Annotated in this window: 2 protein-coding genes and 2 pseudogenes; 3 read left to right on the plus strand and 1 reads right to left on the minus strand. The window is 59.6% G+C overall.

The annotated features are described in order from the left end of the window. Positions 1-295 precede the first annotated feature (295 nt). Together AC1DEZ_RS27275 and AC1DEZ_RS27280 are read left to right on the plus strand one after the other, a co-directional pair. A pseudogene (locus AC1DEZ_RS27275) lies at positions 296-523 on the plus strand (mandelate racemase); the annotation flags it as partial. A 163-nt stretch (positions 524-686) separates the two neighbouring features. Beyond that, positions 687-962 (plus strand): annotated as a pseudogene (locus AC1DEZ_RS27280) (haloacid dehalogenase-like hydrolase); the annotation flags it as partial. 827 nt (positions 963-1,789) lie between these two features. Here AC1DEZ_RS27280 and AC1DEZ_RS27285 read toward each other — a convergent pair. Continuing rightward, complete coding sequence (locus tag AC1DEZ_RS27285; RefSeq protein WP_476781310.1) at positions 1,790-4,762, minus strand: hypothetical protein; 2,973 nt, start codon at positions 4,760-4,762, stop codon at positions 1,790-1,792. Between the two features lie 306 nt (positions 4,763-5,068). On the opposite strand from AC1DEZ_RS27285, the gene AC1DEZ_RS27290 reads away from it, so the two are divergent. Then, entirely contained in the window at positions 5,069-5,854 is a 786-nt protein-coding gene (locus AC1DEZ_RS27290; RefSeq protein ID WP_476781311.1) for a DUF4917 family protein, read from the plus strand. Positions 5,855-6,000: the final 146 nt, after the last annotated feature.

Consider the following 6,000-nt stretch of genomic DNA (forward strand, 5'->3'; position numbering starts at 1 on the left):
GAGAGCAATTGTTTTCGTTGAGTGCTTGAATCTCTACTGGCCCCTCCGATCTTTGCTCTCGATAGATCGTCAGACGGACCTGTACCTTGGCATAGATGAGAAAGGGCAACAGCATGTGCAGAGCCTGATCCGATCCCCGTGGATCGAGCTCCAACCCGCCTGCTGCTGGCCAGGATCGTAGTGAGAGATGCCGGAGCTGGGAGCTCGCGACGCTAGACGCCAACCTCCGAACGTCCGGCTCCGGGAGCTATGCCAGATTCCGCTTTGGCGCATTCTTTGCGGCAGGCCTGTGGGTAGTTCTGGCCGCTGCATCGCCCATGGCGGCCATCAGATGTCGCTAAACATCGCGACGGGCCTCGGCCTCGGCGGCAACGAATCCTACCCCGACCTGTTCCAGCCCTATAGCGGCTTCCCGGACGGCGTGCGCGTCGAGGCCGGCCCCATCATCATGCCGGACCTGCGGGGCATTGGCTTCGAGGGCAAAGCCGACCTTATCGCGGAGATGCGTAGCCTCGCCGCGTGAGGTATGCTTCGTTATTTGACTAAGGCGCCATCCTTATGCGCTATGTGTGGACGGCTCCCCGTTGGCAAGGGCTTTTTGAACGTTCTGCAGAGCTGGTCGGTGCGGCCATGTGTGTGAGATCGCCTGCAATGTTGGGTCTGACTCAATCTCGCTGCAGATAGGCGGTAAGCCCATCGGGATCAACCTGCAGATCGGGCGCCCGCCGATCGCCGCCTTCGGGAACTCGGACGGCGATCTCGAAATGCTGCAATGGACGACCATGTCCGGCGGCGCGCGCTTCGGCCTCATCGTCCACCACACCGATGCCGGACGCGAGTTCGCCTATGATCGGCAGTCCCATTTCGGGAAGCTCGACAAGGCGCTGGACGCCGCTGCGCTGAACAAGTGGACCGTCGCTGACATGAAGCGCGATTGGAAGGAGGTCTTTCCTTTCAAGTGATCCGTACGGCGTTACGGTGCGCCTCGTCGCAACGTTCATGTGACCTGGCCCCGATCGAGAGGAACGGTCGGACTCGCCGCGCTCCCGCCAACCGTCAAACTTCTTGGTCGAAATCCGGGCCGACATCGCCACGACCAACACGATCTTCCTACCGATTTGCCCCTCTTCCTAATCGACGGAGCTCCACATGAACCCTAATCCGTGCACGAGACTGCCCCACTTTTCGATAATCTCACGCTGGCGCCGATCTTTTGCGACAGCCCCGGCGCTTTCCGTCACTGGTTGCGCATCGCTGACAGCAGAGAGTCCGATACCGGTCACTACCCCGACACAGCAGGATATCGCGAACCTGACAGCGCTATCACTATCTGGAAATTATAACGCCACTTCAAATACATAAGTGTTCGCAGTTTTGTCCTGAATGGCGCGCCACTCCCTAATTTCATTGGAGAATTTCCGGTTTTAGTACCGTCTCGAACGAGGCGTTAGGACCGGTTTTTAGTACCGCTTTCGAACACTTCGAATCCGGCCGGGGAGCATGGTCTTCGGAAGCGTGCTGTTCGAGATCGGCGTGACGACGTTGCCCTGGTCGAGGACATGGTCATGGGCATGATCGACGAGGGGTAGGTGCGCCGCACCCACCCGCTCGCGTCGGATGACCGGGCCGGGCAGCTTCGGCCGCTACGCGACCTCGGCCCGCCCGCTCACCCGCCGATGGCTTTCGCCAGAGATGCGCGCGGAAAAACCCTTCCACAGCCCGTATTCCATAGAGAGCTATATAAGGAACACGACTACTGAAGGGGTTTTTCGGGCCCGAACTCTGCCCCTCAGGCCGCGCGCGATTCGGCGCGGCCGGTGGCCTCGTACCGCTGGTCCGAATCCATGTGCAGGCGCAGCCCATACCGGGCGCGACCGAGAACACCTGCATGATGATCGAGCAGAACACCGAGCAGGCGAAGGTTCACCAACAGCGTGTGACGAGCATCTCCCTTCCTGCGAAAACCGAGGTTCCTCCCGGCGGTCTGGTTGAACTCGTCGATGTGGCGCAGCCCGACCAGATCGTTGCGCCCCGTCCAGGCATTGAGCGCCTGAAGCTGCTCGTACTCGAACGGGACCATCCAGGTCATGGTCTGGAGAATGTCGCGGCCGATCAGGGCATTCGATCCCCGAGCCCCGGCATGGGTCATGGTGTCGGTCAGCGTCTGAACACGGTTCGAAACGATGAACCAGGAGGCGGCGGGACGAGCCGCGCGAAAGTCCGTGCAGAGGGTGACGAGATTGTCGCCGCGTACCGACCGCTCGGCATAGACATCGACTTGGTCACGCCGGGCCTTGGGGGCTTCAAGTTCGAACACGGCCATGCCGGGATCAGCCGTCCGCGCGACCGCCGTGGGCACGGCCTCTGTCGTTAGCAGGATCACGCGATCGGCAACGCCCGACCACCAGCCTTTCGAAACGACGCGCCAGTCGCGCCCATGCCGTGCGGCATACATATCGCGGAAGCCGATCTCCTCACCGTCTTCGGCGTTGTCGTTCGCCTTCGGACGGCGAATGCCATACTCCCCGCTGTCCGCTGTCACGACGTGGTCCCAAGAGCCAAGGCCGCCGACGACATCGGCGATCCGCTGGGCGTCCTCGAACGTCAGGGGATTGTCTCCCACCAGCGGCCGATCGTGCTGAGTGGCGAAACTCTCGAAGCTGCGGAGACGGTCGGACAGATTGGCGCGATTGGCTCCCCAGACCTGCTTGTCCTGGTTCGTCATGTCCTCGACCCAGCGGACGACTTCTTCGGGCTGGGTATCGACAAGGCTCAGCCATTTCACCTCGTCATGCACGAGCAGACCGAGGTCGGTCTCCTTGCGCAGTATGGCGTCACGCTCGTCACCGAGATCGTCGATCCAGTACGAGCGCGCCCACATCTTGCGGGTCGGACTGTTTTTCCACCGATCGTGGGCGACCTGATGGACGGCGAAGAAGACCGGCCGCTGGCTGCCGACCTGCGACCACACCTGCGCATGCCGTTGGCGAAACCGGTCCATCACCTGCGGTTGGAGTTCCTGGATCGCGCTGAAGCGCGAAGGAAACCCTGACCGGGCAGCTTCGATGGTCGAGATCACCTTGTAACCGAGGTGCATGCACGCCTCCTCGTACATGCGTGAAAAGCTCGGGACCGCCACGCCGACGAAGCCATTCGCCTGTTGCACTTTGTTGAAGGCGACACACTTCTCGTCTGCCGTCTTGTAGTCGGCAAACGCGTACATCGCGAGCGTGCTTTCGCCGCGACGTTCGAGGTCAGCGGCGATTTCATTATGCTGCGCCATGACGACGGAGGTCTTGCCGACGCCTTCCGGGCCGACGACCATCATGATGGGGTTCACCGGCACCGTGGCGCGGAAGAAGGCGTTCATCACCGTTGCGGCGGTGGCGTTGTCGGTGACATTGGCCCGAAATTCCTGCTCGACGACGGATAGCGCCTGCGCGGGCGGCGCAGTTATCAGGTCATCGAGTAGGACAACATCATCGTCCCGACCCTGGTCGCGGGCCAATTGGCCGCGCCAAAGGCGGAGCATCACGCCGAGGTCGTAGCGCAGCCGCCGAGGCGTCAGGCCAACAGCGTCGCGGCCAGCCAGATGGATGGTTGCGTAGTCCTCGCGCATGATCGAGGCCGGGTTCCGATCGGCCTCTGAGTTCCTGAACAACGCGCTCCACCTGCGGCCATCGAAATCGAGGCGATCAAACCGAGGCCAACCGGGAAACCATTCACGGAGCCGCTCACCGCAGTAGTCGATCTCCTCCTGCTTCATGTCGCCAACCGCCTTGGCAGCGCGCTGGGGCTGCGTTTTCCTTGAGCGCTTCCGTGTGAGCGTGTTTCCGCTGAACTCGTCCGGCGTCCAGAACAAGGGGAGATCGTCGCCTGAGGCCCTGGCCCTCGACGCCTCCCACAGCGTGACCTGGGGAACCAGCGTCCCGACCGGGATGCCCAGGAGGTGCTGCTTGTCGATCTCGCGACAACCGTTGGGTACCCGGCGAAACGATTCGGCGAACCGGAGTTGTGCATCGGCACGAAGACCCTCGACATCGAGGATCGGCAGAAGCTTCTCGTGGAGCCGTTCCCAATGGGCCGCGAAGCCATCACGCAGATCGGTCGCCCCGCAGCCGTCCAGCCCGAGCTTCTGGCGGGCGAGTGCGGTCGAAAACACGACGTGGATGTGCAGGCTCTTGCTGCCGCTGTAGTTCACCGTGATTCCGGCGAAATCTGCATAGCCCGAGCAGTGCCTGAACAGGCCGCCGATCGGAGAATCGAGCTTGTTCTTCGTGGTGCGCAGCCACGCAAGCTGCTTCTTGAGGAACTCGACATCGTTCAAGTCGAACTCGTAGGTCAGGATGTGATAGTCGCCGACGACAACACGGTGTTTCGGCGCATCCGCAGCGCCCGCTTCATCGATCGACTGGTCTTCGCCGACTGGACTACGGTGCCAGACACGAAGTGGGTTGGCGAAATAGGTCAGCGCCGACCATGGGTCAGCGCCGAACGTCGCCAGCGGATCAGCTTCGGTCGCGATCGTTTTCGCGACGTGGTGGTTGCGGCCAACTGAGAACGTCGTCACGTCCACCGGGTAGTAGACGCCGCCGAAGGCGTCCGGCAGGTACAGCCTGGGCCGGACAATGCTGGCGAACCACGTCTTCGGTTCGCTCATCGCGGCTAGGAACTGGTTCAGCGGCCTCTTGCCGAGCGTCGGGCCGACATAATCGTGCCAGAGCCTGTTGAAGTTCTCCGTGTCGGTCTTCGAATAGTTCATGCTCAAATCCAGGAATGAAAAACCCTGCACGCTCGGCAGCCGTGCAGGGTTCTCGCCACCGGATCGTGGCCATTCTCTCCGGCGACTTCTTATCCCTCCAACGGAAGGTCGTCGCTTGGGTGAGCATGTTCTGTTTCGCCCTGCCGAGGCGCGCTTCAATATTTATCCAGTCTACGGCAGGCGGCCTCGGAAAGTCGAAATTCAAATAATCCGCCGTGCCGTCCTATCTAGGCTGCCGCAACGGATTGACGCCCGGCATCGTTTCAGCTTCGATGGAAAAAATTTAACATAATAATCGGGGGATTTATGGTCGAGGTAGTTAGATTCTCGGATGCCTTGGACGATTCTAGGCAATTTTCAAAGCGTCACCTGCTAATTGGAAATGGCTTTAGCATAGCTTGCTGCCCCGATATTTTTCATTATGGGTCCTTATTCAAAGCTGCCGACTTCGCAAAACACCCAGAACTGATTGAAGTATTCAAAGTTCTAGGAACTCAAGATTTCGAACTGGCCATCAAAAACCTAGAATCGGGCGCATTGCTGGCTGGAATTTATACGCCTGGGCATCCCGATGCTTCAGCTAAGATGAGGTCAGATGCTAATGCCCTCAAAGAAATATTGCTGACCACGATCGCTGGGCATCATCCAAATATTCCTGCCGATATTCCCGATCAAAAATTCTGGTGTTGCCGGAAATTTCTACGACTGTTTCTTGGGCAGCCGAATGACGGTCAGGTCTTTACACTGAATTATGACTTGCTGCTTTATTGGGCGCTGATGCACGAAGATGACCCGCTAGGTGAGCGTGTCGATCTGGCGACTAACGACGGCTTCGGAAACGATGAGGACGATCCGGGAGCAGACTATGTAGTGTGGCAAGGAGAGGTTAACGCCCATAGTGCCAAAGTTCATTTTCTGCATGGGGCGCTCCACCTTTTTGACGCCGGAAATGAACTTCAGAAATTCACATGGATAAGGACAAACGACCGGCTTATCGATCAGGCGCGAAAGGCGATGAATGCCAATAAATTTCCATTATTCGTTTCCGAAGGATCAAGCATTCAGAAGAAAAATAAGATTCGACACAATTGATCCGCCCCCGCCGGCTGGTCCAAGGTGATTGTTAGTGGACGGTTGGTCTCGACACCAGCGCGGGCGGCGTAGCTGGTCCGGGTTGCGCAGCCGCCCTCGCGGTCATGGCGGGGATGAAGACCTCTGGCGCGGGAGGCTTGTATCCT

This window comes from Allobosea sp. 10L422, from assembly GCF_056395345.1.

Excerpts from the sequence above, each read along its gene's own strand:
- AC1DEZ_RS27285 (WP_476781310.1), bottom strand. The coding sequence starts at position 4,762 with ATGAACTATTCGAAGACCGACACGGAGAACTTCAACAGGCTCTGGCAC.
- AC1DEZ_RS27290 (WP_476781311.1), top strand. The coding sequence starts at position 5,069 with ATGGTCGAGGTAGTTAGATTCTCGGATGCCTTGGACGATTCTAGGCAA.